We start from the raw sequence: 25976 nt of genomic DNA, 5'->3' as shown, positions 1-25976 counted from the left end.
CATGATCCGGAAAAAGTAGCTACCGGCTTTTCCTTGCGACAGATACGAAGCGTCTGCGCGGAGATCATGCTCAAGACAAAGAGGCGGGCGGACGATGACTCGTAAAACCGTCGTCGCGCTCCCAGCGAGGCCCCAATGAGCGAAGACTGGCAAACGAAATATGGTCCCCGGCGCGTGAGGCGCGATCCGCCCACGCTGGAGGAAGCGATCTTCGCTGCCGTCGGCATCACCGACGACCTCGAACAGCAGGCCGAGATCGCGTCCGCCTTGATGGGCCTTCCTTACGAGGATGTGCTGGCCGAGGTGAAGAAGACGTCTCGCACCATGGCGAGGTCGGCAACCCGCGTGATCGCGGGCGAGCAAGGCGCACAGCGCGCCGTCGTGGTCGAGCGCCGCGTGGTCCGTCGGTTCGGCAACGACAAGCGCACCGGCACCTGAACTCCGACTGGCAATTCCTTCATCCGAGCGAATTGCCCGGGCGCGGCCGCGCGTTAGAGCGTTTTCGAGCGAAGTGGACACCGGTTCGCGTAAAGAAACGCGTTAAGACAAGAATCTAGAGCTTCGGTTCTGATTGAATCAGAATCGAAGCTCTAGTCAGGCGGCGCGGTTCCAGCCGTACATCTTGAACACCATCTGCCAATAGGCGTGGTTGAGACTGGCGATCGCGCGCGCTGCCTCCAGCGGCGCGACCGTCGCCGCGGGGACCGGTTCCGGCTGGCCATGCCGCGCGAGATCGATGCTGCCGGTAGATTCACCGTGGCGGAACGTCAGGTTCGCGCCGAACTTGCTCGCGAGCGCACGCATCGCCTCGTTCTGCGCGCCGGTGGTGATCCGAAGCGAGCGATAGCCCCTCGCCCGCGCCTCTCCGATCAACTTGCGGAACAGGATGCTGCCGACGCCCTTCCGGCGCGCCGTGCGCTCCACGCTGAAGGCGATCTCAGGCTCGCCATCAGGCGACTGCTCCGGCGGATGCAGTTCGGCCGCGCCACGCACCGTGCCGTTCTCGAAATAGGCGATGATGACGGTGCCGTCATTGGCGCATTTCTCGGCGTAGCGCTTGATGAAGCCGTCGTCCATGAAGCCATGGAAGCGATCATAGCGGCTGGTTCGGTCCAGCCTCAGCAGATGATCCCGCAGAAGCGGCAATTCCGACTGGCTGAGAGTCCGAACGGTGCCTTTAGCCGGTGCCGAACGGGTAGAATCGTAGTTCATTCCATAGCTCCTCGTGGTGGCCCTCGAGGAGGCGTCGAATCCCTAGACGCCCAATATTGTGCGTCGCAGCATGAAATTCAAGTACATAGATTCACCGAATCCTGCACTCGGATTCACTTAATCTTTCACGTTGAATTCATTGATGAATTCAAGACCGTGCGCGTACTAAAGTACCATCTGGGTCTGGGTCACGATGGCAATCAGCTTGCCGTCCTCAGTCTCCAACCGGGTCTGCCAAACCTGCGTGCGTCGGCCGCGATGCACGGGCGTGGTGATGGCGATGACCGTGCTCCCCTCCTTGGCGCCGCCGATGAAATTGGTCTTGCTCTCGATCGTGGTGGTCCCCTTGGCGTCCTCGGGCAGATTGATCACCGTCGCCGCCGCCCCGACCGAGTCCGCAAACGCCATCACCGCGCCACCGTGAATGGTGTGATGCAGCGTGCAGAGATCCGGCCGCACCAGCATCTTCGCCACCACCCGATCCTTGCCTGCCTCCGTGAAGGTGACGCCCTTCAGTTCCGCAAATGGCATCTTCATCGATTGGATCTTCTCCAGCGGCGTCATGCGTCCTCCCGTTTTGTTGTGCGCGCAGCAGCGACAGAGAATGGACGGAGCCGGTAAATCAGGCAATGACGTCGGAGGTAATGGCCGGCGTGACGATGCGCCAACTCGAGAGTTCGCCGATGCGCCACTTCCCTCCCAGCCGGATCGTCTGTCTCACCGAGGAGACCGTGGAGACGATGTACCTGCTCGGCGAGCAGGACCGCGTCGTCGGCGTCTCCGGCTACGCGGTGCGGCCGCCGCAGGTCCGCCGCGAGAAGCCGCGCGTCGCGGCGTTCATCTCGGCCGACATCCCGAAAATCCTGGCGCTCGAGCCGGACCTCGTGCTCGCATTCTCCGACATCCAGGCTGACATCGTCGCCGATCTCGTGCGGGCCGGCGTCGACGTCCACGTCTTCAACCAGCGCGACATTGCCGGCATCATGGCGATGACTCGCACCCTCGGCGCCATCGTCGGCGCCGCGGAACGCGCCGACCAGCTTGCGACAACCTTCGAGCAGCGCCTTGCCGCCATCGCCGCGACGCCGCGTTCACAGCCGAAGCCAAAAGTCTATTTCGAGGAATGGGACGATCCCTTGATCAGCGGCATCGGCTGGGTCTCCGAACTGATCGAGATCGCTGGCGGCGAAGACGCGCTGCCAGGCTTGCGGCACCAGAAGGCCGCGAAGGATCGCATCATCGCGCCCGAAATCGTGCGCGACGCCGCGCCCGACGTGATCCTCGCCTCCTGGTGCGGCAAGAAGGTCGTGCCCGACCGCATCCGCAACCGTCCCGGCTGGAGCGATATTCCCGCCGTACGCAACGACCGCATCGTCGAGATCAAGTCGACGATCATTTTGCAACCGGGCCCGGCCGCGCTCACCGATGGATTGGATGCGATCGTCAAAGCGTTGTGGCCGACCGATGCCAAATCCTCATGGTGAGGAGCGCGCAGCGCGTCTCGAACCATGAGGCCCGGCCACTGGCCTCATCCTTCGAGACGCCGCTACGCGGCTCCTCAGGATGAGGGTCTACACCTTCTCCACCCCGCACCATTCCGCGATGAATAGCGCGGTGGCCTTGGTCGATTTCCGCAGCGACTCCAGATCCACATATTCGTTGAACCCGTGCATCGCCGCGCCGCTGGCGCCGAAGCACAGGCTCGGGATGTTGTAGTTCAATCCGTAGAAGCGGGTGTCGGTGAGCGCGGTAAAGGCGCGGTCTTCCACCGTGCCGCCATAGACCGCGCCGAACGCCTTCGCGAACGCCGCCTCCGGGGCGGCCGCGTCAGTCAGCTCATAGCCCTCGGACAGGAAGCCCGACCACTGCACTTCAGGCGGATTGTTGGAGAGGAAGCGATGGTCGCGCGCGGCCGCCGACACGCAGGCCAGGATCTCCTTCTGGCACTCCGCGATCGACCAGCCCGGCAGCACCGCGATGCGGCAGTCGACATCGCACCAGGCCGGCACGCTGGAAGCCCAGTCGCCGCCCTTGATGATTCCCGGATTGAAGTTGATGGGATGCGCGACCTCCTTGAAGTGGCGGTCAGCCTTGGCGCGCTCGTTCCATTCGGCTTCGAGCTTCTCCAGCGCGTGGATCAGATGATACGCCGCCATGATCGCGTTGGAGCCGGCGCCGGCCTCGAACACATGCACCGGGAAGCCGCGCACCTTCAGGCGAAACCAGATCACGCCGACCTGCGAGCGGATCATCTTGCCGTCGGTCGGCTCCGGGATGAAGCAGGCGTCGGCCCGATAGCCGCGCTGCAGGGTCGAGAGCGCACCGACGCCGGTGCTCTCCTCCTCGATCACGGACTGGAAGTGGATCCGCGCCGTTGGCCGAAAGCCCGCCGCCTTGATCGCATCAAGCGCATAGAGCGCACCGATCGTACCCGACTTCATGTCGCAGGCGCCGCGGCCGTACATCCGCCCGTCCTTGACCGTCGGCGAGAATGGCGGCGTCTCCCACATGTCGAGCGGGCCGGTCGGCACCACGTCGCAGTGCCCCTGCAGGATCAGCGATTTGCCGCCATTGCTTGATGGCCGGTAGGTGCCGACCACCGTGCGCGCCCTGGAGAAATCATGCTCGATCGGGCCGAAGCCGCGCAGGTCCTTCAGATCATCGACATTGATATGCCAGTCGTCGACCTCGTAGCCACGAGCCCGCAGGAGATCGCCGATCATGTCCTGGCACGGACCTTCCGCGCCTCGGGTCGAGGGGATCGCAACGAATTCCTTCGTGGTCGCAAGCTGCGCATCGAAGCCGGCATCAACCGCGTCCAGGATCCTTTGTTGCGTATCGGCATTCATGCGGCGGCTCCAGCTCCAGGTTCGATCATCAAGCGTACGGGCGCTTGGCCTGCAACGCTATAGCGTGATCTCAGCCGCCGGGGTACTGCACAAAATAGGCATCCCGTAATGCGTCTTCGAGCAGACGGCCCTCCGAATAACCGTCGAGCGACGCCGGCCGCGTCACGCCTTCAAGCAGCCGCGGGCAGGGTTCCGCCGCGCCGAGCACGGTGCGCACCGGGATGCGCTCGGCATAAATCGGCAGCTCGTAATCCTCGTCGTCGTCGGCGACGCCTTTGGCGCGGATCTTGGCGGAAGCCTCCTCGATCTCCATCGCGATGAAGGATGTCGCCTTGATCTCCTGCGTATTGCTCGGCCGCAGGCTCGCGGTTCGATCGGGAAAGAAGCGGTCGACCATCGCGACCAGCGCGCGCTGCTTCTCCTCCGGATCGGTGACGAGATAGGCCGTGCCGAACGCCATCACCGCGCGGTAGTCGGCCGAATGATTGAAGCCGCAGCGCGCCAGCACCAGGCTGTCGAGATGCGCGACCGTGAGACAGACCCTCTCACCTGCGGACTGGCTCCGCAGCATGCGGCTCGCGCTGCTGCCGTGCCAGTACAGCCTTGTCCCCTCCCGCCAGAAGAAGGTCGGCGTGCAATAGGGCTGACCGTCGATCGCATAGGAGACGTGGCACAGCATCGAGGAGTCGAGGATGCGGTGCACGGTGGCGTGATCATAGAAGCCGCGATCATGGCGGCGCTTCACCTGGTTTCGTGGTGACAGCGGATATGAGGCGGCAGCACCTTCGCTCACGGCGGCTCCTATTGCAGTTTTGAACGTTTCGAAGCAGTTGTAGCGCCGGATTTGGTCTGCGATAGTGCCAATTCCATGCGAAAAATTTCGACCAATTCCACGTCGCCCCGCAAGGCCGAGCTGCCGCTCGACCTTTCCGGACCGCACGTCACACCAGGCGCCTCCGCCCAGCAGCGCCTCTACCAGGCGCTGTGCCATGCGATCCTTGGCGGCATCGTCAAGCCGGGCGAGCCGCTGCCGCCCTCCCGCACGCTGGCACGGCAGACCGGCTTTCGCCGCAATGCCGTCGTCACCGCCTATGAGCGCTTGATTGCCGATGGCTTCGCGGTGGCGACCACAGGCGCTGGGACGTTCGTCGCGGCGCGCATCCCGGCGCGAGCCCGCGAGGCGCCGAAGCCGAAGATCACCATCGATGCGCCCCAACAAGGCGCGCTGGCGCTTGGCTGCACCCATATCGACGAGCGTGCCCTGCAGCGCTTCCGGGCCTTCGTCGGACGACGCATGCGCGCCTTTGGCACCGAGCATCTTCACTACGGTGATCCCAGGGGAAGCCATCAGCTTCGCGCTGCGATCGCGGACCACTTGCTCTCGGCGCGAGGACTGCGCTGCGATCCCGAGCAGATCATGCTGGCCTCGGGTACGCTGCACGCCCTGCGCATCGTGTTGAGCGCGATCCTCAAGCCGAGCGACCAGATCTGGTGCGAGGACCCGGGCTACCCAATCGCGCGCAGGACCATCGAGCATTGCGGCTATCGCGCCGTTTCCGTTCCTGTCGACGCATCGGGCCTGGTGGTGGCAAACGGCCGTGCTCGCGCGCCGGCAGCGCGTGCGGCCTATGTCACGCCCTCACATCAATTTCCGCTCGGCGTGCAGATGTCGATGCCGCGCCGGCTGGAACTGCTCGACTGGGCCAAGGCGGCCGATGCCTTCGTGTTCGAGGACGATTACGACAGCGAGTTCAGATATGACGGCGCTCCCCTGCTGTCGCTCGCCGGCATCGATCATCTCCAGCGCGTCATCTACATGGGCACGTTTGCCAAGACGCTGTTTCCGGGATTGCGCATCGGCTACTGCGCGCTCCCCGAGAAATTGATCGGTGCGGTGACGACGGCCCGCGCCGCGCTCGACCGCTTTCCCGGCACGCTGATGGAAGGCGCCGTCGCCGATATGCTGAATTCCGGTGCCTTCGCCGCAAACCTGAAGAAGGTGCGCAGGCTCTACCGCGAAGCCCGCGACGTGCTGGCCTCGACGCTGTCGACGGCTTCCGATGGTGAGCTGTCGGTACCGGTGCCCTCGCAGGGCCTGCATCTGGTGGCGCGGGTTCGATCCATCGACCGAACCGGTCATAGCGTCGGAGGCCAGGAGCGCGGCCGGCGTCGAGGGCTGGCTGCTCGCGGAAACCTATCATCGCGCGCGTCCCCTGCCCGGCTTCGTGCTGGGATTTGCCGGCCACGACCTTCCGCAACTGAAAGCAGCGGCCGAACGACTGGCGAAAGCATCGCTCGCGGAGCTGCGCACGAAGCGCCGCTCTATGAGAATCGCCGGCGCCTCACTAAGCTGAAAATGACAAGTCTTCACGGCGGAAATACCGGATGCCCGGCAATCGCAACGTCCTGTATCTGATCATCGGTGCGCTACTCGCCGTCATCGGCGTGCTCAGCTACCAGCTCTACCAGGCCAAGAAGCAGCCCGAAGGTTTCCAGATCAATGTCGGTCCCGACGGCTTGAAGATCCAAGGAAAGTAATGTTCAAGCGATGCTGATGATGTCGAGAAAACTTCCATGCGTCGGCGGCATCGTGCTGCTCGGCTGGCTTGCATCGCCGCTAGCGGCGTCGGCGCAGGTGATGGGACGCGAGCAGGACATCGTCGATCTGCGATTGGGGCAGCGCGTGCTGGTCGACGACGGATCGTGCCCCGCGGGCCAGATCAAGGAAGTCTCGGGCTCACAGATGACGAGCCATGGCGTGACGCGCGTGCGCAAATGCGTCCCGCGGCTCGGCACCAAGAAACGCTGAGGCCGTTACTCCGTCGCCGGATCGAACATGCACTGCAGCGTGGGCTTGGCGATCTTGGTGAAGGTCGGGCCGATCTCGGACTGCTTTGACGGCGGTACCCAGTCGGTCTCGATCGTCGGCACGCCGGTCTCGCTGATGCCGCGCAGCAAGGCTTCACGCAGATCGGGATCCTCGACGGTGGCGGCGGCATAATCGTGCAGGCAGCCGCAGACTGTTTCCGGATGCGCCCAGCGGCCGAGCATGTGGGGCGCGCACTGACGCACGAACTCACCGCGCGGATCCGGCAGCACCTTGAACAGGGTGCGGAATTGCACCGGCTGGGTCTGAAGCGTTGTCGGCACCTGTGCCTGCGCGGAACCAACAAAAGCGATCGATGCTGCGATGACGGCGAGACAGGTGCGCAAGAGGTTGCAGTTCATTTACCGTCGGCTTTCTTGCAGACTTCTCTACGACGCTTAGTTGGCGGCGACGACGATCGTCTGCGTCGCGGCGCCTGCGACCGGCGAACCCGTATACGAAAAGGTGCCGATGCCCGGAAGGTCGCTGTTGGAGGACCCGGCCATCGAGGGTCCAGCCAGGACGAAGGCGAAGGCAAGGATGAAGCTGATCGTCCGCATTGATTGTCTCCGGTCTTCCAGCGTCCCCGCCGTCTCATTGGCGATTTGATATCCACGGCCTGTTTCCGGACATCTGCACCAAAAGCGCAAAATGGTTTCATTCCACTGCAGAATTGTTTCGTCGGCTCCGCGCGACGAAACATTGGGGCAAAAAACTCAATGATTTCAGTAGCCACAATCCTGGTACACCAGCGCCCCCGAGCCGCGCCTCACCGGCAGCGACGAAATGATTCATCGCGCGAATGACATAGATCAACGCCGGCAACCACAGGTTCGCGCTAGATTGTCACCGCACTGAGCGCAAACGTCGCGAGTTCTTAATCTTTGGCCGCTAGGAGCGCTGCAGCAAACTGAACGCAACAGCTTACTCCGCCGACTCAGTCGAACAACCCGCAACCTTTGTTGATGGTCGCGCGTTGTTTCTTCTCCCCAATCCAACGAAGGATCGCAGTCGTGGGCAATGGCAACATCGATGTTGGCAAGGAAACCGCGACCCCCAAACCCGGCCAGCAGCAGATGGCGGGTGAGATGTCGCAGCAGGGCCCTCACGTCATGGGTGACAATGAATGCGCGCAGCAGAAGCTTGTGCGCCTCGTAGGCTGTCGCGATCCTCAAGCCCGTCTTCAGGCCGGCGTGCGGGGAGCCGACTTGAAGAAGCGGCAGTTCTAACTCTTCCTTCCACTACTGGATGAAGTCGCCGCACTTCTGCACCACGGTGTCGGCTGCACCCCAGGGCATGATCGGCACCGATGAGGTGGAGTTTTTCGGCGAGCCTTCGATCAGCTTGTCAGAATAGACCATGTAGACCAATACGTTGCGCTTGGCATCGCAGCCGCGGACGATCTGCATCTTCTTGAAGAACAGCGACCGGCGCTGGCGGAACATGTCGTCGCCCTGGCTCATCTTGTCCTTGAAGCGGATCGGACCGATCTGCCGGCAGGCCAGCGAAATGTCGGACACCTCCTCCGCCAACCCCAGCCAACCCTTGAAGCCGCCCTTCTCCGGCACCGTGAAATGACAGGCCACGCCCTCGACCTCGGGATCGTCGACGCCATAGGTCGCGAGCTTGTCGTTGGGCGAGATCCATTTGAACACGGTGGAGCGGCGGAAGATCAGGTCGGGCTCGTCGGCGGCCGCCGCTGCCTGTACCAGTCCGAGCGTCGCGACGACTATGGCCAAAGCCAGCCTCTTCCAAGGCATTTGAGGAGAAGTGATGGCGTTGGCGCGCATGATGGCTCCGCTACGTTGTTGGCGCGGCCTATGTATGGCGAAAAGGCTGCAGAGGAAGGCTGCGCGCATTGAGAGGCGCAGTGACCGGTTTAACCTAATGTGAGGCTTTTTTGCTACGCTTTCGACGAAAAGCACTACGATCACAGAAGGGTTAAAGTACCTGCGCTGGTGAACGTTTTTCGCGTCTGCGACAACCAACCAATATTGGACTGGGAATCTTAAGGACTATGCGTGTGAGTGGGCGTCGGATTTCGCATACTGCAAATGAGCGGGCTTGGAAGATTGCGATCCTGGCGACGCTGGGCACGCTCGGCGCGACGTCGCAGGCCGATGCCGCGCTCTACTACTGGAATAACTATGATCCCAGCTACTACCAGCCGGAGCCCCAGATCCAGCCGCGGCGGCAGAAGCCGCGCAAGCCCGCCGCAAAGGCCGCGGCCCCCGAGAAAGAGACCGGCGTCAAGCCGCAGGCGCCGCTGATCGTCACGGTCTCGATCCATGACCAGAAGATGCGCGTCTTTGACGCCAACGGCCTGTTCGCCGAGAGCCCGGTCTCGACCGGCATGAAGGGCCACTCCACCCCGATGGGTATCTTCAGCGTCATCCAGAAACACAAATTCCATCACTCCAACATCTATAGCAACGCGCCGATGCCCTACATGCAGCGGATCACCTGGTCGGGTGTCGCGATGCATGCCGGCGTGCTGCCCGGCTATCCGGCGTCGCACGGCTGCATCCGGATGCCGATGTCATTCGCGATCAAGATGTGGAATTGGACCAAGATGGGCGCGCGCGTCATCATCACGCCCGGCGAGATCACGCCTGCAGCTTTTTCGCATCCACTCCTCGCCACGCAGAAAGTGGTGCCGCAGCCAGTCGCAGAAGAACCGAAGGTGGATGCTCCGCTCGGCGTCAAGGGCGACAAGGGCGCGGAGCTCAAACCTGCCAACGAAACCAGTCTTGAGCTGCGCGCGACGGTAGGTCATGCTGAGCTGCAAACGCCGCTGCGCGAGCAGACCCATACCGCGGACGCCAGTGGCGCGATGGCGGCCGATCGCCCTTCCCTCGCATTGTCCGGTGTGGCCATCGCAAAGGCTGACGAGGTCTTGAAGAGCGAAGTGACGGGCGCGGCATCAGATGAAGTGAAGGCAGAAACCGAAACTGCGCTCATCAAAACCGCCGCGGTGACCGCTTCCGACGTCAAGCTGGACGACAGCACGATCGGCGAGTCGAAATCCGCCGGCGGCGACCAAAGTCCGACAGAGATCACCGCCAGCACGGAAGCTTCGAAGACCGAAGGCGTGACAGCCGAGACAACGGCCGAAGCGGTCAAGCAGGATGCACCCAAGATCAACGCGGCAAACGCGACTGAACAAAAACCTGCCGGGCAACCGGCCGAGCCCGCCAAGTCGGGCGACGCGCCCGCGGCCGACGCCAAGAAGGATGCTTCACGTTTGCCGGGCGCCGCAAAGCTCGATCTGCCGAAGCGAACCGGCCAGATCGCCGTCCTGATCAGCCGCAAGGATTCCAAGCTCTACGTGCGACAGAACTTTGCGCCGCTGTTCGAGGTGCCTGTGGTGATCGCGCCCGGCGACCGGCCGCTGGGCACGCACGTGTTCACCGCCCAGCTCGACAAGAGCGATCCCAACCTCCTGCGCTGGTCGGTAGTCTCGCTGCCGACCGCGCGCACAGCCGCGCGTCTCGAGGACGACGCTTATCCGGCACGACGGCGCCGCACCGCTGCCGGGTCCGTCGAGGTCAAGCCGCAGCCGCTCGCCAGCAGCCCGGCGGAAGCGCTCGACCGCATCACCATCCCGCAGGATGCGATGGCGCGCGTCAACGAGGCACTCACGTCAGGCGGCTCGATCATCGTCTCCGACCAGGGCATCAACCAGGGCGAAACCGGCGAAGGCACCGACTTCATCATCCCGCTGCGCTAAGCGTCTCGGCTCGCGGCGGAGCACGGGTCGCACCGGCCAGCCTTCCGACCGCCACCAGCGCGATGAACACTTCTCCCTCGTCATTCCGGGATGCGCCGAAGGCGCAGGCCCGGAATCCATCGGGCCGCAAAACGCGTGGATGAATGGATTCCGGGCTCGCGCTTCGCGCGCCCCGGAATGACGCGTCTCTCCGTTAGCGAAGTCCCACTACGTCCGTAACGGCTTGTTGAAGGCCGTCTCCCGCCCGGTCGGGTTATTGTTCCGTGAATCTTCACGCGAAGGGGAATGCCATGATCAGCCGCAGAATCTTTATCGCGGGTGCGGTCGCGGTATTGGCCGAACCTTTATGCTCCGGGGCCTTGCAGGCGGAGCCGGCGATGAGCCGGATCACCGCCTATGCCTTCTCGTTTCCTGCGCTGCAGGGCGGTGACATCCGCCTCGCCGAGCATGCCGGTCGTCCGCTCATGGTCGTCAACACCGCCTCGCTGTGCGGCTTCACCCCGCAATATGCGGGGCTGCAGGCCCTGTGGACAGAATTCCGCGATCGCGGCCTGATCATTATCGGCGTCCCCTCGAATGATTTCGGCAGCCAGGAACCCGGCGGGGCAACCGAGATCGCCGAGACCGCGCATCACCAATATGGCGTCACCTTCCCGATGGCGGCCAAAGCCGTGGTGAAGGGCCCCAATGCGCATCCGTTCTACAGATGGGCTGCCGAAGCGCGCCCGAAGGATGTCCCGCGCTGGAACTTTCACAAATATCTGATCGGCCGCGACGGCTACATCGCCGACGTCTTCCCTGAGCAGGTCGCGCCCGAGGACACGAGGGTCAAGACCACCATCGCGCGGGCGCTGGCGGCCGCCTGATTCCCCGCAATTAACCTGTGCAGGAAACCCGCCTCCATTGCATTGGCGGCGGGCGAGCGACTAGGCTACTATTAGTTGGGGTAGGAGGCGGTTCGGGCGGGCATTGGATACCTCCATCCGCACGATAGCTCTAGGGAACACAGCCATGCGCATTGCGGCAGGTCTGATTTTTGCGGGCGTGGTTTCACTGCTCTCGTCCACCGCGGCTTGGTCGCAGACCCCACCCCCCACCAAAGGCGCTCCAGCCGCCAAGGGTGCGAACGCCGCTCCTGTCCCTGCGCCCGCGCAGCAGGCGGCCGCTCCGCAAGCGGCACCTGCGCCGGTTCCCGCCGCAGCCCCCGCGCAGCCACCGCAGCCCGCGCGCGCCGCGTGCAACAATCCGAATGCGCTCGGCGTCGGCCGCACCGTCGAGATCGATACCACGGGCGGCCCCGGCTTCGGCTTCGAGCATTTCAAGCAACTCGACTTCCTGCGCGACCACGAGGTGGTCCTCACCTTCGACGACGGTCCGTGGCCGAACAACACGCCTGCCGTGCTGAAGGCGCTGGCGGACGAATGCACCACCGGCATCTTCTTTCCGATCGGCAAGCATGCGACCTACCATCCCGAAATCCTCAAGCAGGTTTACAACGCCGGCCACACCGTCGGCGCGCACACCTGGTCGCATGCCAACCTGAACAACAAGAAGCTGACCGAAGACCAGCGCAAGGACGAGATCGAGAAAGGCTTCGCCGCGGTCAAATGGGCGCTCGGCGTCTCGCCCGCGCCGTTCTTCCGCTTCCCTGCGCTGCAGCACCCGCCGGAAATGGTGACCTATCTCGGCACCCGCAACATCGCGATCTTCTCCTGCGACCTCGACTCGTTCGACTTCAAGGCGAGCAAGCCGCAGGCGGTGATCGACACCGTGATGAAGAAGGTCGACAAGCTCGGCAAGGGCATCATCCTGATGCACGACTTCCAGAAGCACACCGCGGAGGCCTTGCCCGAACTGTTGAGCCGGCTGAAGGCCGGCGGCTACAAGGTCGTCGCGATGCGCGCCAAGTTCCCGGTGCAGGTGCTGCCGCAGTACGAGCAAGAGCTCGCCAAGGACGCCAAGCTGCCGACGGTGAGCGCGCGGCCGGTCAACAGCGTCGTCACGACGGTCTCCGAATAGCGTCCCGCGTGGTCGGGCCGGCGTTGCGTTTCGAAGGCTATGTCATCGTCTCCGCCGACGGCCGGCTGGCCAATGCCGATAACGAGATGCCGAACGAATTGAAGTTCGAGGGCGACAAGAGGTTCTTCACCGCCGCCCTCGACCGTGCTGACCTGATCGTGCATGGCCGCAATTCCTACGAGGACCAGCCGAACTCACCACAGCGAAAGCGCATCATCGTCACGCGCAAGGTGCACGCCACCGCGCCCGATCCCGCAAATCCGAACGCCACGCTGTGGAATCCCGCCGGCGCCTCGTTCGAGACAGCGCGCGCGGAAGCCGGCGTCACCTCCGGCACCGTCGCCATCATCGGCGGTCCTTCGGTGTTCGACATGTTCATGGACCGCTACGACACATTCTGGCTGTCGCAGGCCTCGCGGGTTACTCTACCGGACGGGGAGCCCTGTTTTCCCGGCGTCCCTGCCCGCTCGCCGCAGCAAATCCTCGCATCCCACGGCCTGAAGTCTGGCGAGCCAAAGCTGCTGGAGCCGGATGTCACCGTCACGCCGTGGCGGCGCGACACTTAGCTGCGACAGCGATGCCGTAGGGTGGGCAAAGCGACTTCTTGCGCCGTAGTCAGCACGAGCGAAGACGGAAGCGTGCCCACCGTCCGCGCTCGAACTTGAATGGTGGGCACGCTGCGCTTTGCCCACCCTACAAGACTAAACGTCGCCGTAGGCGGTCTCGGCACTGCGCGGCGTGCGGCCGTAGCCGGCCAAGATGAACAGCGCGCCGATGATCGACAGGTTCTTTAGCGCCTCCGTCAGCGTATGGGCGTTGTCCGGCGCCGGCTGATTCCAGAAATCGTGGAAATAGAAGGTCGCGCCGACCACGAGGATGATCAGCAGGATCGAGAAGAAGCGCACCAGCCAGTTCAGCGCGATCATCAGGCCGGCGATGATCTCGAAGGCGCCGACCGAGATCGCGATCAGTTGCATGATCGGCATTGCCGCCATGGTTTCGAGCTGCTGCGCATAAGGCGCTGCAATCGCCGGAATCGCGATCTTGGCTGCAAGGGAATCCGCGGTCGCCTGGATCGCCAACAGCTTGCTTGCTCCCGAATAGATGAACAGCACGGCGAACAAGACTCGTCCGAAAGCAATGAACCCCGGCATGGTCTTCCCCATTGATCGCAGTCATGAACCAAGCGCGGAACGATTATGGTCGTTCCGCCCGCTGCGAGCAATTCGAATCCGCCTGCGCCGAATGCTCCTTGCCTTGAACTAGCCAAATAGCGTCGGCTGTGCGCGGCCTGCACGCTCCTGCGCCTCGACGGCGGCGACCGCCGTCATGTTGAGGACACCGCGCGCCGTGACCGACGGCGTGAGGATATGCGCCGGCCGCGCCGGGCCGATCAGGATCGGGCCGACGGGAAGCGCATCACCCAACGCCTTTATCATTTGGTAGGCGATATTGGCGGCGTCGAGATTCGGCATGATCAGGATGTTGGCCTCGCCTTGCAACTTCGAGTCCGGCAGCACCAGGTCTCGCACGGCCTGCGACAGCGCGGTGTCGCCCTGCATCTCGCCGTCGGCCTCGATCTCCGGATGCTTCTCCTTGAGGAGTTGCGTGGCGCGCCGCATCTTGCGCGAGGATTCGGTGTCGTAGCTGCCGAAATCCGAATGCGACACGAACGCGACCTTGGGCTTGAAATTGAAGCGCTGGACGTGGATCGCCGCGAGCGACGCCATCTCCGACAGCTCTTCCGGGCTGGGATTCGGCCGGACCTGCGTATCCGCGATGAAATAGGCGCCCTTGGTCGAGATCATCAGCGCCAGCGCCGCATAGTCGCTCACTCCAGGCAGGAAGCCGATGATCTCGCGCACGTGGCGCAGATGGCTCATGTAGCGGCCTTCGACGCCACACAGCATGGCATCCGCCTCGCCGCGCACCACCGCGAGCGCGGCGATCACCGTGTTGTTGGTGCGCACCACCGTGCGCGCCGCATCCGGCGTCACGCCGCGCCGGCCGGCGACCTCGATATAGGACTGCACATAGGAGCGGTAGCGCGGATCGTCCTCGGGATTGACGAGGTCGAAATCCTTGCCGGCCTTGATCGCGAGGCCAAAGCGCTTGATGCGGGCTTCGACCACCGAGGGCCGCCCGACCAGGATCGGCCGCGCCAGTTTCTCTTCCAGCACCACTTGCGTGGCGCGCAGCACACGCTCGTCCTCGCCTTCGGCATAGATCACGCGCACCGGCTGCGTCTTGGCCTTGGCAAACACCGGTTTCATGACGAGGCCGGAGCGGAACGCGAAGCGCTCGAGCAGCGCGGTATATTCGTCGAAATTCTTGATCGGCCGCGTCGCCACGCCCGATTCCATCGCCGCCCTCGCCACCGCCGGCGCGATACGCAAGATCAGGCGGGGGTCGAACGGGCTTGGAATCAGCGAGCCCGGCCCGAAACCCTGCGTCTCACCGCTGTCGTAACGCGAGGCGACCGCATCCGACGGCGGATCGCGCGCGAGCTGCGCGATCGCGTCCACCGCCGCATGCTTCATCGCCTCGTTGATCGCGGTCGCGCCGACGTCGAGCGCACCGCGGAAGATGAAGGGAAAGCACAGGACGTTGTTCACCTGGTTCGGGAAGTCCGAACGTCCCGTGCAGATCATGGCGTCGGGGCGCGCCTTCCGCGCCTCGTCCGGCATGATCTCCGGCACCGGGTTGGCGAGCGCCATGATCAGCGGCTTCTCCGCCATCTGTTTTGCCATTTCCGGCTTCAGCACATTCGGCGCTGAGAGGCCTAGGAAGATGTCGGCGCCGCCGATCACGTCGGCCAAAACCCGCGCATCCGTCTTCTGCGCGTAGACCGCCTTCCAGCGGTCCATCGAGGTGTTGCGGCCCTCATGCACGACACCGTCGATGTCGCAGACCCAGATGTTCTTGCGCCGCGCTCCCATCGACACCAGCAGATTGAGGCAGGCGATCGCCGCCGCGCCCGCGCCCGAGCAGACGATCTTCACCTCGGGAAGCTTCTTGCCGTTCAGCAGCAGCGCATTGACGATCGCAGCCCCGACGATGATCGCGGTGCCGTGCTGGTCGTCGTGGAAGACCGGGATCCTCATTCGCTCCTTGAGCTGCGCCTCGATCTCGAAACATTCCGGCCCGCGGATGTCCTCCAGATTGATGCCGCCGAAGGTCGGCTCCAGCGCCGCCACCGTCTCGACCACGCGCTCGATCGTGTCGGCCTTGATCTCGATGTCGAACACGTCGATGCCGGCGAATTTCTTGAACAGGACCGCCTTGCCTTCCATCACCGGCTTCGACGCCAGCGGCCCGATATTGCCGAGCCCGAGCACCGCGGTACCGTTACTGACCACCGCGACCAGGTTCGCGCGCGCCGTCAGCGAGGCGGCCTCGGCGGGGTTTTTTGCGATCTCCGTGCAGGCGGCGGCGACGCCGGGCGAATAGGCGAGCGCGAGGTCGCGCTGGTTGGCGAGCGGCTTGATCGCCTGAATCTCGAGTTTGCCCGGTCGCGGCAGCCGGTGATAGGCCAGCGCCGCCGAATGAAGATCTTCAGAAGAGGATGACATCGTACTCTCGCGTTTCCGGCCTCAAGCTCTTATTCTGTGCAAGTGTTGTTCTGTGCAGTCTGACAAGGCCAGTTGTCCGGCAGATGGAGCCCGGATGTGAAGCACGCCGGACCCCCCTGATGCAACATCGGATCGCAGCCCCGTCAACAACCGTCCGGCAGCGCAATATTTGAAGCCATACCGCCCTTTCCTTCCCCGGTCACCTCCTTGAGAACATGGCAATTTGTCCCCCGCATGATCGGTAATTCGGAGCTGACCGGATGATACGGATTTTGATCGGCCTGATCGCCGCGGTCGTGGTCGCCGCCGCCGCCCTGCTCGGCTTCAATCTCTACGTGCAGCATCGCATGACCAGCGGCATCGAGGCCGCCTTCGCGCAGGTCCGCGCCGCCGGCGGCAAGGCGAGCCATGGCAAGGTGACCGTGGACATGCTGGCGCGCACCGTCACGGTCGTGGACATCGTGGCCGAATCGGCAGCGCAGCCGCCGGCGCGCCTGCGGATCGCGAGCCTGACCGCCACCGGCATCCGCCAGCCCGACCGGGCGCGCATCTCGGCCGACAACATCGAACTTTCCGACATCGAGCTCGCAACCGAGGTGACCGACAAGGTCCCGGCAAAGGTCACCTACAAGGTGCCGCGCTTCACGGTGAGGGACTATTCCGGCCCCGCCAACCCGGCGCAACTGCCCGCCTCGGAATCCCTGATCGACGTCTATCGCTTTGCGCTCCAGCAATTCGCCGCCGTCGCGGCTTCATCGATCACGGTCCCATCGGTGACCGGCACCATCAACGGCGGCGCGGCGACGCCGGGTGGCGGCGAGTTTGCCTATTCGGGGATTGCGCTGCAGGGCATCAGGGATGGCAAGGTCGTCATTACCAAAGCGGAGGGGTTCACCTTCACGGTGAACACGCCGCAGGCGGGCCGGCGCGAGAAGCTTACCGGCACGCTCTCCAATCTCGTCGCCCATGATTTCGACGCGGCGGCGGCCGGGACCGTGCTGGATCCCGAGACATCGAACGACGACAGCTATCACCGCGTCTACCGGCAAGTCTCGGCCGGCCCTTACGTGCTGGCCACCGACCAGGGCATGCGGGCGCAGATCGACAGCATCACGGTCGAGGATATCGCGGTGCGCCCGTCAAAGCTGCAACTGGCGGCGATCCTTGCGCTGATGCCGCAGCCTGCGGCCGGCCCTCCGACCCAGGCCCAGGCGCGCGAGATCATGGAAAAAATGGCCGGCCTCTATGAGGGCATTCGCATCGGCAATGCGGAATTGCGCGGACACACGATGCGGACGCCGCAAGGGCCCTTCAAGCTGGCGGCTATCCGGACCAACCTGGAAAACGGCCGCGGCCAATTGGCGCTTGAGGGCCTGGACGTCGCAACGCCAAAGGGGCCATTCAGATTCGACCGTTTTACGGTGAACTCGTTCGACATTCCGCAACTGATGCGCTTTGCGGCGCGCGCCAACGCAGGGGCAACGCCCACGCCGGACGAAATCTTTGGGTTATTCGGGGTGTTCGAGGGCGTCGAGGTCAAGGGCGCCGCCACCCCCTTCCGCGACACCAACAAGCTCATCAACATCGACACCCTCAGCCTGGGCTGGGGCCAGTTCATCGGCCCCGTCCCAAGCAAGGCGCATCTGGTGGCAAAGCTGAACCTGCCCGTAGATGCGACCGATCCGGCGATGCAGCCACTGCGCGCGGCCGGCATCGACCGGGCGGCCATCGACATCGATCTCGGCGCAGGTTGGACCGAACAGTCAGGCGCTTTCGTGCTCGCGCCCGCAAGCCTTGAAATCGGCAACCTGCTGAAGGCGTCAGCCCGCATTGCGCTCGCCAATGTGCCCCGCGGCGTGTTCTCCTCCGATCCGGTGCAAGCGGCGAGCCTGGCGACCCAGATCGAAGCAGGGACAATCGAGCTCACCCTGCACGACAGTGGCTGCGTCGATCTTGCGGTTGCGCAATATGCTCGCGCCCACAACGTCAGTCGCGAGGCGGCGAGAGGCGCAATCATCGACCAGATCAAGGCGTTTGGCCAAAACGTCGCCGCCAACCCCGATGCCGCCATCGCGGTGGATGCCGTGGTCCGCTTTGTCGAGAGTCCCGGACAAACGCTCATCATCAAGCTGACGCCGCTCGGCAAGGTGCCGGGACTCCAGCTCGTTCAACTCCTCAAAACCGACCCGCTGATCGCGCTCGCGCAATTCCGCGTCGAGGCCTCGACGGGGCTATAGGCGCTGCCGAATTAGATCGATTTGCGTCCGCGGTGAAGCTCCGCTCCCTCTCCCGCTTGCGGTGGAGGGCTGGGGTGGGGCGATTCACGCTGTCCGACCGTGGGGAGACAGCCCCCACCCGCTGCGCTCTTCGAGCGCAGCGACCTCCCCCGCAAGCGGGAGAGGTGAAGAAGCTCGCGCGCCACCTAACCCTTGTTCGGCAGGTTGACCCTGATGTGAAGCTCGCGGAGCTGCTTGGTCGTCGCTTCCGACGGCGCGCCCATCAGCAGATCGACGGCCTGCTGGTTCATCGGGAACATCGAGATCTCGCGCAGATTCGTGGTGCCGCACAACAGCATCACGATGCGATCAAGTCCCGCCGCCATGCCGCCATGCGGCGGCGCGCCGTACTGGAAGGCGCGGTACATGCCGCCGAAGCGCTCGACCACGTCCTCTTCGCCATAGCCCGCGATCTGGAACGCCTTCACCATCGCCTCCGGCTTGTGGTTACGGATGCCGCCGGAGGCGATCTCGTAGCCGTTGCAGGCGATGTCGTACTGGAACGCCTTGATCGTCAGCGGATCCTGCGTCTGCAGCGCTTCCAATCCGCCCTGCGGCATCGAGAACGGGTTGTGCGAGAAGTCGACCTTCTTGTCTTCCTCGTTGTACTCATACATCGGGAAATCGACGATCCAGGCGAGCTCGAACCGGTCCTTGTCGATCAGGTTCAACTCCTCGCCGAGTTTTGTCCGCGCAAGGCCGGCGAATTTCCAGAACTTGTCGGGCTCGCCGGCGACGAAGAACGCCGCGTCGCCTTCCTGGAGGCCGAGTTGTTCACGAACCGCGGCGGTTCGTTCGGGGCCGATGTTGTTCGCAAGCGGGCCGGCGCCCTCGCTGCCTTCGCGCCAGAAGATGTAGCCGAGGCCCGGCTGTCCCTCGCCCTGCGCCCAGGAGTTCATGCGGTCGGCGAACGCGCGGCTGCCGCCGCCCTTGGCGGGAATCGCCCACACCTGGTTCTTCGGATCTTCAAGCATCCGCGCGAACACCTTGAAGCCGGAGCCGCGGAAATGCTCGGAGACCTCCTGCATCACGATCGGGTTGCGCAGGTCGGGTTTGTCGGTGCCGTATTTGCGGATCGCTTCGGCAAAGGGAATGCGCGGCCAGTTCTTCGTCACCGGCTTGCCCTTGGCAAAATCTTCGAACACGCCCGTGATCACAGGCTCCATCGCCGCGAACACGTCGTCCTGCGTGACGAAGCTCATTTCGACGTCAAGCTGGTAGAACTCGCCCGGCAGCCGGTCGGCGCGCGGGTCCTCGTCGCGGAAGCAGGGCGCGATCTGGAAATAGCGATCGAAGCCCGACATCATGATGAGCTGCTTGTATTGCTGCGGCGCCTGCGGCAGTGCGTAGAATTTCCCGGGATGGATACGCGAAGGCACCAGGAAGTCGCGCGCGCCTTCCGGCGAGGACGCCGTCAGAATCGGCGTCTGGAATTCGAAGAAGCCCTGCTCCTTCATCCGCTTGCGCATGGAATCGACGATCGCGCCGCGGGTCATGATATTCTGGTGCAGCTTCTCGCGACGCAGGTCGAGGAAACGGTACTTAAGCCTTATGTCCTCAGGATATTCCTGCTCGCCGAACACCGGCAGCGGCAGCTCGGCCGCGGGGCCGAGCACCTCGATCTCGCTGACATAGATCTCGACCTGCCCGGTCGGAAGCTCCGGATTGTCGGTACCTTCAGGGCGGCGGCGGACCTTGCCGTCCATCCGCACCACCCATTCGGAGCGCAGCTTCTCGGCATCGTGGAACGCTGCCGAATCCGGGTCCGCCACGCATTGGGTGATGCCGTAATGGTCGCGCAGGTCGATGAACAGCACACCGCCATGGTCGCGAACGCGGTGGACCCAGCCGGAAAGGCGGACCGTCTCGCCGATATGGCTCTCGCGGAGCGCGCCGCATGTATGTGACCGGTAGCGATGCATGGACTTCCCAAACAGATGTCGGAGGGTGGAATCGGGCGGCCAACAGCCTGCCCGAATTTGCGCAGGGTTTACCCGAGGCCGCGGGGTGCGGCAACCAAGGGAACGCCCTGATTTGCGCCCGAACCGGACATTTTCGGCCCCGATGGCGCGAAGTGTTTGCCTATTCGAGGGCCGAGCCTATCTTTGGGGCATGACGGTGCATTTCCCCTTCCAAAACTCCTATGCGGCGCTGCCGGCGAACTTTTTCGCCCGCGTTGCGCCCACCCCGGTTGCCGCCCCCCGCCTGATCAAGCTCAACCGGCCGCTCGCGGTCCAACTCGGGCTCGATCCGGACCTGCTGGAAACCCCGGAGGGCGCGGAAATCCTCGCCGGCAAGCGCCTGCCCGAGGGGGCAGATCCCATCGCCATGGCCTATGCGGGCCACCAGTTCGGCCAATTCGTTCCGCAGCTTGGCGATGGCCGCGCCATCCTGCTCGGTGAGGTCATCGACCGGGACGGCGTCCGCCGCGACATCCAGCTCAAGGGTTCCGGGCCGACCCCGTTCTCCCGCCGCGGCGACGGTCGTGCCGCGCTCGGGCCTGTCCTGCGCGAATACATCGTCAGCGAAGCCATGTTCGCTTTGGGCATTCCGACCACGCGCTCGCTTGCCGCCGTCATCACCGGCGAGCATGTGATCCGCGAGACCGCGCTTCCCGGCGCCGTGCTGACGCGTGTGGCGGCAAGCCATGTCCGCGTCGGCACCTTCCAGTTCTTCGCCGCCCGCGGCGACACTGATGGCGTGCGGGCGCTGGCCGACCATGTGATTGCGCGGCACTATCCGGACATCGCGAAGACGGACCGCCCCTATCACGCTTTGCTCGAAGGCGTCGTTGCGCGCCAGGCCGAGCTCATCGCGCGCTGGCTGCTCATCGGCTTCATTCACGGCGTGATGAACACCGACAACACCTCGATATCGGGCGAGACCATCGACTATGGTCCGTGCGCCTTCATGGACGACTACAATCCCGCGCAGGTCTATAGCTCGATCGACGAGATGGGCCGTTACGCCTATGGCAACCAGCCGCGGATCGCGCTCTGGAACCTGACGCGCCTCGCCGAATGCCTGCTGCCGCTGTTCTCCGACGACCAGGAGAAAGCAATCGAACAGGCGCAATTCATCCTCGGCGATTTCTCCGAGAAGTTCAGCGCGGCCTATGCAGCCGGTCTGCGTCGGAAGATCGGCCTGTTCACCGAACGCGACGGTGACGAGGCGCTGATCGAGGGCCTGCTGGACGCCATGGCGAAAAACCAGGCCGACTTCACCCTCACCTTCCGCCGCCTCGGCGACGCCGCGCGAGATCAGTCGGGCGACGAGAGCGTCCGCGCGCAGTTCATGGATCCGCAAGCCTTCGACGAGTGGGCCACGCGCTGGCGCGAACGCCTCGCCCTCGAGCCGCAGACGCCGTCCGAGCGTCAGTCCGCGATGCACGCCGTCAACCCGGCCTTCATCCCGCGCAACCACCGTGTCGAAGCGGTGATCGCGGCCGCAACGAACGACGACAACTACGCGCCGTTCGAGGAACTGTTGACGGTGCTGTCAAAGCCGTATGACGATCAGCCGCAATACGCAGCCTACGCTGATCCGCCCCTCCCCGATCAGCGCGTGCTGCAGACCTTCTGCGGAACGTAATGGCAGCCTTGTAGGGTGGGCAAAGCGCAGCGCGCCCACCATTCGCAGCATGCGGGTGGATGGTGGGCACGGCGCATGCGCGCCTTTGCCCACCCTCATATGGGGCTTTGTGAGTCAAGGCTCTTGAACCGGTGCGGGTTGGGTTTTTGCAGTGAGAGGGCGGCGCGCGGAGCCATGCGTAGCGTAGCGCGACGACCGGGCCCCGGGCGAGGATTGGCTTCCGAAGATTTCTGCAGCTCACTGCATCACCTCATATCCGGTCGGATCGGCTGATCCGTACCCACATTCCGCATGCTTGCGGCGAGGAAGCCAAGAGGATGAGACCCATCTACAAAGCGGCCTGGTTGGGCCCCTGGGTGGCACGGTCATCATCCATCCTGTACGGGGCGCGCGGCGCGGAGCCGCCTCGCCCTGGTGGCGTGGTCCGGTGCTAGGCCTTCATCACGGCCTGCTCCGGAACAAGGCCGGTGGTGAGATAGCGCCACAGCGCCACGATCAGCTTGCGCGCCAGCGCGACGATGGCGATGCGCTTGGCGCGCTTGCCGGCGTTTTCGGTGCGGGTGCGGAACCAGCGGCTGAGCGCGCTGTCCGGCTGATGGCGCAGCCAGAGCCAGGCCAGTTCGATCGTCTTGTGGCGGGCGCGCCGGTTGCCGGCCTTGCTGATCCCCTGCTCGCGATCGATGCTGCCGCTTTGCCAGGGACTGGGCGCCAATCCGCAATAGCTGGCGACCTCGCGCCGGTTGCGGAAGTCCTTGTAGAACACCTCGTTCACCAGCGTCGCGGCAAACGCCGGGCCGAGCGCCTTGAGCTGCTGCAACTGATCCCGTCGCTTCGCCATCGGCGCCGGCGCCGCGGCGGCTTCCGCCGCGACTTCTGCCGCGACTTCTGTAGCGACTTGGGCCTGCTCCAGCGCCTTGAGCTGGTCGCGCACCAGCATCAGCCGGGCATGCTCGCGCTTCACTTCGGCCAGAAGCTGCGGCGGCAGCGGCTGCCCTTGCCAGTCCCGCTGCTGCTCCAGCCAGGCGAGCCAGGTCCGTCGTCGCAAGGTGCCGGCCGCCATGCCCAACAGGCGCAGCAGCGCCTTGATCCGGTTGGTGTGCCCCGTCTGCTCATTCACCAGTCGTTCGCGTTCGCGGCTGGCGCGCCGGGCGTCCTCCTCGGCCACGCTCGGCACCCGGACGATTCGCACCACCCGCGGCTCGCCTCGCAAATGGGCCATCAAGGTGCGCAGCAGAAGCTCACCATCGATCCGGTCTGTCTTCGCCCGCCGCGCCCGTTGCTCCACCGCGATGCTCGCCGGGTCGAAGATGAAGTTGGTGATCCCAGCCGCCGCGAGCAGCCGGTGCAGCCAGAAGCCGTCATAGCCAGCCTCGTAGCAGCTCACCACCCGCGGCGCCGCTCCAAGCTTCGCAGTCGCCCGGGCCTTGACCTGCTCGATCAGCGCCAGCAGCCCGGCGTGATCGCCGCCTTCCAGCTTGTGGCGCGATATCCGGTCCCGATCCGGACTGTGCAGCGTCACCAGCCACGTCTTCTGACTCAGTTCGATCGCAACGAAAATCGTGCCACAATGCCCGGCGGTGGGCGTGTTCTTGGTCAATGCTTGCATCAGACTCTCCGATGGTTCGAGTGTGGAAACCCAAACCTACCGGAAAGGGCGCGCTCACCGCCCCATGGAATCTACGAAGCTCACATTCCTAGCAACAATTTGCCATTCGGATCGTTGGCCGTACGTCAGACAGCGATGGAGCAGGGCATGAACGAGCGCGATCACAATCCGGGAACTCCTTTAAAGCGGGTCGAGCCTAACGGCGTCGAGCCGGAATTCTCCGAGGATGATCTTCAAAGACAGCAATTCGGGCCGCGCGGGGTGCCGGGGCAAGCGGATCCGGCAAGGATGACGCCGCAACGGGCCAAGAAGACGCCGGCGAATGCTGATCCCGGTGGCCACACCGCCTGAGTGTTGGGAGACCGCCAATGCTGGATACCCGGCCACTGGTGGAAAATGTGCAATATGACCTCAGCGATCGCGGCTATTTCGTCGCGCCGCTCGACGACCTCGTGACATGGGCGAGATCCGGTTCGCTGATGTGGATGACGTTCGGTCTTGCCTGCTGCGCCATCGAGCAGATGCAGGTGTCGATGCCGCGCTATGACGTCGAGCGCTTCGGTGCCGCGCCACGCGCCTCGCCGCGACAGTCCGATGTCATGATCGTCTCGGGAACCCTCTGCAACAAGATGGCCCCCGCATTGCGCAAGGTCTACGACCAGATGCCGGAGCCGCGCTACGTGATCTCGATGGGCTCCTGCGCCAACGGCGGCGGTTACTATCACTATTCCTATTCGGTCGTGCGCGGCTGCGATCGCATCGTTCCGGTGGACGTCTACGTTCCCGGCTGCCCGCCGACCGCGGAGGCCCTGCTCTACGGCATCATGTTATTGCAGAAGAAGATCCGGCGCACCGGCACGATCGAACGATGATGCTCAGCCGTAGCGCTGTAGATTCCATGGGGCGGTGAGCGCGCCCTTTCCGGTAGGTTTGGGTTTCCACACTCGAACCATCGGAGAGTCTGATGCAAGCATTGACCAAGAACACGCCCACCGCCGGGCATTGTGGCACGATTTTCGTTGCGATCGAACTGAGTCAGAAGACGTGGCTGGTGACGCTGCACAGTCCGGATCGGGACCGGATATCGCGCCACAAGCTGGAAGGCGGCGATCACGCCGGGCTGCTGGCGCTGATCGAGCAGGTCAAGGCCCGGGCGACTGCGAAGCTTGGAGCGGCGCCGCGGGTGGTGAGCTGCTACGAGGCTGGCTATGACGGCTTCTGGCTGCACCGGCTGCTCGCGGCGGCTGGGATCACCAACTTCATCTTCGACCCGGCGAGCATCGCGGTGGAGCAACGGGCGCGGCGGGCGAAGACAGACCGGATCGATGGTGAGCTTCTGCTGCGCACCTTGATGGCCCATTTGCGAGGCGAGCCGCGGGTGGTGCGAATCGTCCGGGTGCCGAGCGTGGCCGAGGAGGACGCCCGGCGCGCCAGCCGCGAACGCGAACGACTGGTGAATGAGCAGACGGGGCACACCAACCGGATCAAGGCGCTGCTGCGCCTGTTGGGCATGGCGGCCGGCACCTTGCGACGACGGACCTGGCTCGCCTGGCTGGAGCAGCAGCGGGACTGGCAAGGGCAGCCGCTGCCGCCGCAGCTTCTGGCCGAAGTGAAGCGCGAGCATGCCCGGCTGATGCTGGTGCGCGACCAGCTCAAGGCGCTGGAGCAGGCCCAAGTCGCTACAGAAGTCGCGGCAGAAGTCGCGGCGGAAGCCGCCGCGGCGCCGGCGCCGATGGCGAAGCGACGGGATCAGTTGCAGCAGCTCAAGGCGCTCGGCCCGGCGTTTGCCACGACGCTGGTGAACGAGGTGTTCTACAAGGACTTCCGCAACCGGCGCGAGGTCGCCAGCTATTGCGGATTGGCGCCCAGTCCCTGGCAAAGCGGCAGCATCGATCGCGAGCAGGGGATCAGCAAGGCCGGCAACCGGCGCGCCCGCCACAAGACGATCGAACTGGCCTGGCTCTGGCTGCGCCATCAGCCGGACAGCGCGCTCAGCCGCTGGTTCCGCACCCGCACCGAAAACGCCGGCAAGCGCGCCAAGCGCATCGCCATCGTCGCGCTGGCGCGCAAGCTGATCGTGGCGCTGTGGCGCTATCTCACCACCGGCCTTGTTCCGGAGCAGGCCGTGATGAAGGCCTAGCACCGGACCACGCCACCAGGGCGAGGCGGCTCCGCGCCGCGCGCCCCGTACAGGATGGATGATGACCGTGCCACCCAGGGGCCCAACCAGGCCGCTTTGTAGATGGGTCTCATCC

At 64.4% G+C, this 25976-nt stretch carries 24 protein-coding genes and 2 pseudogenes; 15 read left to right on the top strand and 11 right to left on the bottom strand.

Translation table 11 applies throughout. The features are described 5' to 3' along the window. The first annotated feature begins 135 nt into the window (after positions 1-135). Positions 136-438, top strand: a complete 303-nt coding sequence (locus ACVJGD_RS05305; RefSeq protein WP_456633364.1) for a hypothetical protein — start codon at positions 136-138, stop codon at positions 436-438. Between the two features lie 156 nt (positions 439-594). On the opposite strand, the gene ACVJGD_RS05300 is transcribed toward ACVJGD_RS05305, so the two are convergent. Together ACVJGD_RS05300 and ACVJGD_RS05295 are read right to left on the bottom strand one after the other, a co-directional pair. Next, positions 595-1212 (bottom strand): N-acetyltransferase family protein, encoded by a 618-nt coding sequence (locus ACVJGD_RS05300; RefSeq protein ID WP_456633363.1) that lies wholly within the window; start codon positions 1210-1212, stop codon positions 595-597. A gap of 165 nt (positions 1213-1377) precedes the next feature. After that, the gene (locus ACVJGD_RS05295; protein WP_456633362.1) at positions 1378-1776 is read right to left on the bottom strand and encodes a PaaI family thioesterase; all 399 of its coding nucleotides are present in this window, start codon (positions 1774-1776) and stop codon (positions 1378-1380) included. Between the two features lie 119 nt (positions 1777-1895). Here ACVJGD_RS05295 and ACVJGD_RS05290 point away from each other — a divergent pair, with 119 nt between their 5' ends. Next, entirely contained in the window at positions 1896-2696 is an 801-nt protein-coding gene (locus ACVJGD_RS05290; RefSeq protein WP_456640180.1) for a cobalamin-binding protein, read from the top strand. Between the two features lie 87 nt (positions 2697-2783). Here the strand turns inward: ACVJGD_RS05290 and ACVJGD_RS05285 are convergent, their stop codons facing one another. Both ACVJGD_RS05285 and ACVJGD_RS05280 read right to left on the bottom strand, forming a co-directional pair. Beyond that, complete coding sequence (locus tag ACVJGD_RS05285; RefSeq protein WP_456633361.1) at positions 2784-4061, bottom strand: ArgE/DapE family deacylase; 1278 nt, start codon at positions 4059-4061, stop codon at positions 2784-2786. Positions 4062-4131: 70 nt separating this feature from the next. Continuing rightward, positions 4132-4854, bottom strand: coding sequence for a pyridoxamine 5'-phosphate oxidase family protein (locus ACVJGD_RS05280; protein ID WP_456633360.1), 723 nt, complete (start codon positions 4852-4854; stop codon positions 4132-4134). Positions 4855-4929: 75 nt separating this feature from the next. On the opposite strand from ACVJGD_RS05280, the pseudogene pdxR reads away from it, so the two are divergent. The 3 genes and pseudogenes from pdxR (at position 4930) to ACVJGD_RS05265 (ending at position 6870) form a co-directional block, all read left to right on the top strand. Further along, a pseudogene (gene pdxR / locus ACVJGD_RS05275) lies at positions 4930-6415 on the top strand (MocR-like pyridoxine biosynthesis transcription factor PdxR). A 31-nt stretch (positions 6416-6446) separates the two neighbouring features. Beyond that, positions 6447-6599 carry a hypothetical protein gene (locus tag ACVJGD_RS05270; protein ID WP_456633359.1) on the top strand — a complete coding sequence of 51 codons (153 nt, stop codon included), beginning with the start codon at positions 6447-6449 and terminating at the stop codon, positions 6597-6599. 16 nt (positions 6600-6615) lie between these two features. Then, positions 6616-6870 (top strand): DUF6719 family protein, encoded by a 255-nt coding sequence (locus tag ACVJGD_RS05265; RefSeq protein WP_456633358.1) that lies wholly within the window; start codon positions 6616-6618, stop codon positions 6868-6870. A gap of 5 nt (positions 6871-6875) precedes the next feature. On the opposite strand, the gene ACVJGD_RS05260 is transcribed toward ACVJGD_RS05265, so the two are convergent. Both ACVJGD_RS05260 and ACVJGD_RS05255 read right to left on the bottom strand, forming a co-directional pair. Further along, entirely contained in the window at positions 6876-7289 is a 414-nt protein-coding gene (locus ACVJGD_RS05260) for a hypothetical protein (RefSeq protein WP_456633357.1), read from the bottom strand. A gap of 36 nt (positions 7290-7325) precedes the next feature. Beyond that, on the bottom strand, positions 7326-7487 hold the full coding sequence (locus tag ACVJGD_RS05255; protein ID WP_456633356.1) for a hypothetical protein: 162 nt from the start codon (positions 7485-7487) through the stop codon (positions 7326-7328). A gap of 453 nt (positions 7488-7940) precedes the next feature. Here ACVJGD_RS05255 and ACVJGD_RS05250 point away from each other — a divergent pair, with 453 nt between their 5' ends. Next, positions 7941-8156, top strand: a complete 216-nt coding sequence (locus ACVJGD_RS05250) for a hypothetical protein (RefSeq protein WP_456633355.1) — start codon at positions 7941-7943, stop codon at positions 8154-8156. A 12-nt stretch (positions 8157-8168) separates the two neighbouring features. On the opposite strand, the gene ACVJGD_RS05245 is transcribed toward ACVJGD_RS05250, so the two are convergent. Next, the gene (locus ACVJGD_RS05245; RefSeq protein WP_456640179.1) at positions 8169-8687 is read right to left on the bottom strand and encodes a CreA family protein; all 519 of its coding nucleotides are present in this window, start codon (positions 8685-8687) and stop codon (positions 8169-8171) included. A 257-nt stretch (positions 8688-8944) separates the two neighbouring features. Between ACVJGD_RS05245 and ACVJGD_RS05240 the strand changes: the two genes are divergently transcribed. The 4 genes from ACVJGD_RS05240 (at position 8945) to ACVJGD_RS05225 (ending at position 13242) form a co-directional block, all read left to right on the top strand. Next, positions 8945-10657: a L,D-transpeptidase gene (locus ACVJGD_RS05240; RefSeq protein ID WP_456633354.1), complete on the top strand. Its 1713-nt coding sequence runs from the start codon at positions 8945-8947 to the stop codon at positions 10655-10657. Positions 10658-10947: 290 nt separating this feature from the next. Continuing rightward, the gene (locus ACVJGD_RS05235; protein WP_456633353.1) at positions 10948-11523 is read left to right on the top strand and encodes a glutathione peroxidase; all 576 of its coding nucleotides are present in this window, start codon (positions 10948-10950) and stop codon (positions 11521-11523) included. A gap of 145 nt (positions 11524-11668) precedes the next feature. Then, positions 11669-12676 (top strand): polysaccharide deacetylase family protein, encoded by a 1008-nt coding sequence (locus ACVJGD_RS05230; protein ID WP_456633352.1) that lies wholly within the window; start codon positions 11669-11671, stop codon positions 12674-12676. 8 nt (positions 12677-12684) lie between these two features. Then, positions 12685-13242 carry a dihydrofolate reductase family protein gene (locus ACVJGD_RS05225; protein WP_456633351.1) on the top strand — a complete coding sequence of 186 codons (558 nt, stop codon included), beginning with the start codon at positions 12685-12687 and terminating at the stop codon, positions 13240-13242. Positions 13243-13377: 135 nt separating this feature from the next. On the opposite strand, the gene ACVJGD_RS05220 is transcribed toward ACVJGD_RS05225, so the two are convergent. Further along, on the bottom strand, positions 13378-13830 hold the full coding sequence (locus tag ACVJGD_RS05220) for a DoxX family protein (protein WP_456633350.1): 453 nt from the start codon (positions 13828-13830) through the stop codon (positions 13378-13380). Positions 13831-13938: 108 nt separating this feature from the next. After that, positions 13939-16248 (bottom strand): NADP-dependent malic enzyme, encoded by a 2310-nt coding sequence (locus ACVJGD_RS05215; protein WP_456633349.1) that lies wholly within the window; start codon positions 16246-16248, stop codon positions 13939-13941. 260 nt (positions 16249-16508) lie between these two features. Between ACVJGD_RS05215 and ACVJGD_RS05210 the strand changes: the two genes are divergently transcribed. Further along, positions 16509-18485 (top strand): hypothetical protein, encoded by a 1977-nt coding sequence (locus ACVJGD_RS05210; RefSeq protein ID WP_456633348.1) that lies wholly within the window; start codon positions 16509-16511, stop codon positions 18483-18485. Positions 18486-18670: 185 nt separating this feature from the next. On the opposite strand, the gene aspS is transcribed toward ACVJGD_RS05210, so the two are convergent. Beyond that, positions 18671-20446, bottom strand: coding sequence for an aspartate--tRNA ligase (gene aspS, locus ACVJGD_RS05205; protein ID WP_456633347.1), 1776 nt, complete (start codon positions 20444-20446; stop codon positions 18671-18673). A 190-nt stretch (positions 20447-20636) separates the two neighbouring features. On the opposite strand from aspS, the gene ACVJGD_RS05200 reads away from it, so the two are divergent. Further along, positions 20637-22115 (top strand): protein adenylyltransferase SelO, encoded by a 1479-nt coding sequence (locus ACVJGD_RS05200; RefSeq protein ID WP_456640178.1) that lies wholly within the window; start codon positions 20637-20639, stop codon positions 22113-22115. A 430-nt stretch (positions 22116-22545) separates the two neighbouring features. On the opposite strand, the gene ACVJGD_RS05195 is transcribed toward ACVJGD_RS05200, so the two are convergent. Next, positions 22546-23721 (bottom strand): IS110 family RNA-guided transposase, encoded by a 1176-nt coding sequence (locus ACVJGD_RS05195; RefSeq protein ID WP_456633346.1) that lies wholly within the window; start codon positions 23719-23721, stop codon positions 22546-22548. Positions 23722-23868: 147 nt separating this feature from the next. On the opposite strand from ACVJGD_RS05195, the gene ACVJGD_RS05190 reads away from it, so the two are divergent. From ACVJGD_RS05190 to ACVJGD_RS05180, 3 genes and pseudogenes are all read left to right on the top strand, one after another. Then, positions 23869-24072 carry a hypothetical protein gene (locus tag ACVJGD_RS05190; protein ID WP_456633345.1) on the top strand — a complete coding sequence of 68 codons (204 nt, stop codon included), beginning with the start codon at positions 23869-23871 and terminating at the stop codon, positions 24070-24072. A gap of 53 nt (positions 24073-24125) precedes the next feature. Then, positions 24126-24593 (top strand): annotated as a pseudogene (locus ACVJGD_RS05185) (NuoB/complex I 20 kDa subunit family protein); the annotation flags it as partial. A 92-nt stretch (positions 24594-24685) separates the two neighbouring features. After that, positions 24686-25861 carry an IS110 family RNA-guided transposase gene (locus ACVJGD_RS05180; RefSeq protein WP_456633344.1) on the top strand — a complete coding sequence of 392 codons (1176 nt, stop codon included), beginning with the start codon at positions 24686-24688 and terminating at the stop codon, positions 25859-25861. The last annotated feature ends 115 nt before the right edge of the window (positions 25862-25976 follow it).

Source organism: Bradyrhizobium sp. USDA 10063 (genome assembly GCF_054063735.1).
The sequence above is the reverse complement of the archived record's forward strand: the minus strand, read 5'-3'. Positions and strand labels throughout refer to the sequence as shown.

What these genes read in the sequence shown, in the direction of transcription:
- ACVJGD_RS05305 (WP_456633364.1), top strand. Translation starts at nt 136, where the DNA reads ATGAGCGAAGACTGGCAAACGAAATATGGTCCCCGGCGCGTGAGGCGC.
- ACVJGD_RS05300 (WP_456633363.1), bottom strand. Translation starts at nt 1,212, where the DNA reads ATGAACTACGATTCTACCCGTTCGGCACCGGCTAAAGGCACCGTTCGG.
- ACVJGD_RS05295 (WP_456633362.1), bottom strand. Translation starts at nt 1,776, where the DNA reads ATGACGCCGCTGGAGAAGATCCAATCGATGAAGATGCCATTTGCGGAA.
- ACVJGD_RS05290 (WP_456640180.1), top strand. Translation starts at nt 1,896, where the DNA reads ATGCGCCACTTCCCTCCCAGCCGGATCGTCTGTCTCACCGAGGAGACC.
- ACVJGD_RS05285 (WP_456633361.1), bottom strand. Translation starts at nt 4,061, where the DNA reads ATGAATGCCGATACGCAACAAAGGATCCTGGACGCGGTTGATGCCGGC.
- ACVJGD_RS05270 (WP_456633359.1), top strand. Translation starts at nt 6,447, where the DNA reads ATGCCCGGCAATCGCAACGTCCTGTATCTGATCATCGGTGCGCTACTC.
- ACVJGD_RS05265 (WP_456633358.1), top strand. Translation starts at nt 6,616, where the DNA reads ATGATGTCGAGAAAACTTCCATGCGTCGGCGGCATCGTGCTGCTCGGC.
- ACVJGD_RS05260 (WP_456633357.1), bottom strand. Translation starts at nt 7,289, where the DNA reads ATGAACTGCAACCTCTTGCGCACCTGTCTCGCCGTCATCGCAGCATCG.
- ACVJGD_RS05255 (WP_456633356.1), bottom strand. Translation starts at nt 7,487, where the DNA reads ATGCGGACGATCAGCTTCATCCTTGCCTTCGCCTTCGTCCTGGCTGGA.
- ACVJGD_RS05245 (WP_456640179.1), bottom strand. Translation starts at nt 8,687, where the DNA reads ATGCCTTGGAAGAGGCTGGCTTTGGCCATAGTCGTCGCGACGCTCGGA.
- ACVJGD_RS05240 (WP_456633354.1), top strand. Translation starts at nt 8,945, where the DNA reads ATGCGTGTGAGTGGGCGTCGGATTTCGCATACTGCAAATGAGCGGGCT.
- ACVJGD_RS05235 (WP_456633353.1), top strand. Translation starts at nt 10,948, where the DNA reads ATGATCAGCCGCAGAATCTTTATCGCGGGTGCGGTCGCGGTATTGGCC.
- ACVJGD_RS05230 (WP_456633352.1), top strand. Translation starts at nt 11,669, where the DNA reads ATGCGCATTGCGGCAGGTCTGATTTTTGCGGGCGTGGTTTCACTGCTC.
- ACVJGD_RS05220 (WP_456633350.1), bottom strand. Translation starts at nt 13,830, where the DNA reads ATGCCGGGGTTCATTGCTTTCGGACGAGTCTTGTTCGCCGTGCTGTTC.
- ACVJGD_RS05215 (WP_456633349.1), bottom strand. Translation starts at nt 16,248, where the DNA reads ATGTCATCCTCTTCTGAAGATCTTCATTCGGCGGCGCTGGCCTATCAC.
- ACVJGD_RS05210 (WP_456633348.1), top strand. Translation starts at nt 16,509, where the DNA reads ATGATACGGATTTTGATCGGCCTGATCGCCGCGGTCGTGGTCGCCGCC.
- aspS (WP_456633347.1), bottom strand. Translation starts at nt 20,446, where the DNA reads ATGCATCGCTACCGGTCACATACATGCGGCGCGCTCCGCGAGAGCCAT.
- ACVJGD_RS05200 (WP_456640178.1), top strand. Translation starts at nt 20,637, where the DNA reads ATGACGGTGCATTTCCCCTTCCAAAACTCCTATGCGGCGCTGCCGGCG.
- ACVJGD_RS05195 (WP_456633346.1), bottom strand. Translation starts at nt 23,721, where the DNA reads ATGCAAGCATTGACCAAGAACACGCCCACCGCCGGGCATTGTGGCACG.
- ACVJGD_RS05190 (WP_456633345.1), top strand. Translation starts at nt 23,869, where the DNA reads ATGAACGAGCGCGATCACAATCCGGGAACTCCTTTAAAGCGGGTCGAG.
- ACVJGD_RS05180 (WP_456633344.1), top strand. Translation starts at nt 24,686, where the DNA reads ATGCAAGCATTGACCAAGAACACGCCCACCGCCGGGCATTGTGGCACG.